The sequence below is a fragment of the Streptomyces ossamyceticus genome (genome assembly GCF_001418475.1).
Classification (GTDB): Bacteria; Actinomycetota; Actinomycetes; order Streptomycetales; family Streptomycetaceae; genus Streptomyces; species Streptomyces ossamyceticus.
The window spans coordinates 1-1,557 of the sequence record NZ_LIQX01000959.1 but is presented as its reverse complement, the minus strand read 5'-3'; the positions used below and the strand labels follow the sequence as shown (position 1 = coordinate 1,557).

Sequence of the window (1,557 nt, the reverse complement as noted above, 5' to 3'; positions counted from 1 at the left end):
CCACCCCCACCGGGCGACGGCGGCGGCGATCCCCCACCCGCACCCTGAGGCCGAGGGGGATCGCCGCCGCGTATGGCCGGGGGCGGTGGGCCTACGACTCCACCGGCTCCACCGGGTCCGCCGGATGCGGCGCCACCAGCGGCAGCCGGGACGCCAGCCGCTCCTCGCACAGCTCCACCAACCGGTCGTACGCGGCCTTGCCCATCAGCTCGATGAGCTCCGGCCGGTACGACACGTACACCGGCTCACCCGCGCCGTGCGCGGACGTCGCCGAGGTGCACCACCAGTGCAGGTCGTGGCCGCCCGGGCCCCAGCCGCGGCGGTCGTACTCACCGATCGACACCTGCAGCACCCGGGTGTCGTCGGGCCGGTCGATCCAGTCGTAGGTGCGCCGGATCGGCAGCTGCCAGCAGACGTCCGGCTTCGTCTCCAACGGCTCGCGCCCCTCGCTCAGCGCCAGGATGTGCAGCGAGCAGCCCGCCCCGCCGGCGAAACCCGGACGGTTCTGGAAGATGCACGAGCCCTTGTACGGCCGGGTCTGCCGCTCCCCGTCCTCGTCCTGGGAGACCCACCCGGTCCGGGTGCCCACATCGTGGAACTGCCAGATCTCCGGCGTGAGCCTCGCCACATGTTCGGCGACCCGCTTCTCGTCGTCCTCGTCCGAGAAATGGGCGCCCAGAGTGCAGCAGCCGTCGTCCGCGCGCCCCGCCTGGATGCCCTGGCAGCCGCTGCCGAAGACGCAGTTCCAGCGGGAGGTCAGCCACGTCAGATCGCAGCGGAAGACCTGTTCCTCGTCCGTCGGATCAGGGAACTCCACCCACGCGCGCGCGAAATCGAGCCCCTTCTCGTCGGGCTCCGGAGCGCCCTTGCGCGGTTTCGGGGGTTTGGTCGCCGCCTTCGCCCGCGAAGACCCGGCTTCCGCCGCGGCCGCCACTGCCGACTTGTCGGCCTTTGCCTTTTTCGTCTTTGGCACCCGTCCAGGGTACGGCGCCGAAGCCCGCGCGGAGGACGGCGCACGGCCGGTCTGGCAGTAGCGTTCCGCCCATGAGACTCGGTGTCCTCGACGTGGGATCGAACACGGTGCATCTGCTGGTGGTGGACGCACACCCGGGCGCGCGCCCCCTCCCCGCGCACTCGCACAAGGTGGAGCTGCGCCTCGCCCAGCTCCTCGACGAGGACGGCGCCATAGGCCACGACGGGGTCGACAAACTCATAGCCGTCGTCCACGAGGCCCGCCAGGCCGCCGAGGACAAGGGCGTCGAGGAGATGCTCCCCTTCGCCACCTCCGCCGTGCGCGAGGCCAGCAACGCCGACGAGGTCCTCGCCCGCGTCAAGGACGAGACCGGCGTCGAACTCCAGGTCCTCACCGGCGCGGAGGAGGCCCGGCTGACCTTCCTCGCCGTCCGCCGCTGGTTCGGCTGGTCCGCGGGCAAGCTCCTCGTCCTCGACATCGGCGGCGGCTCCCTGGAGATCGCCTACGGCATCGACGAGGAGCCCGACGCGGCCGTCTCCCTCCCGCTCGGCGCCGGCCGTCTCACCGCCGGCTGGCTCCCCGGC

Annotated in this window: 2 protein-coding genes; one reads left to right on the top strand and one right to left on the bottom strand. The window is 72.3% G+C overall.

The window, feature by feature from the left end:
* Nucleotides 1-91: 91 nt before the first annotated feature.
* A complete protein-coding gene (locus AOK15_RS40965) occupies nt 92-973 on the bottom strand; it encodes a DUF3109 family protein (protein ID WP_055524317.1) in 882 nt (293 codons plus the stop codon).
* A gap of 71 nt (nt 974-1,044) precedes the next feature.
* Here AOK15_RS40965 and AOK15_RS40960 point away from each other — a divergent pair.
* Nucleotides 1,045-1,557: Ppx/GppA phosphatase family protein (locus AOK15_RS40960; protein ID WP_478078833.1), on the top strand; the 513-nt coding region annotated here is incomplete at its 3' end.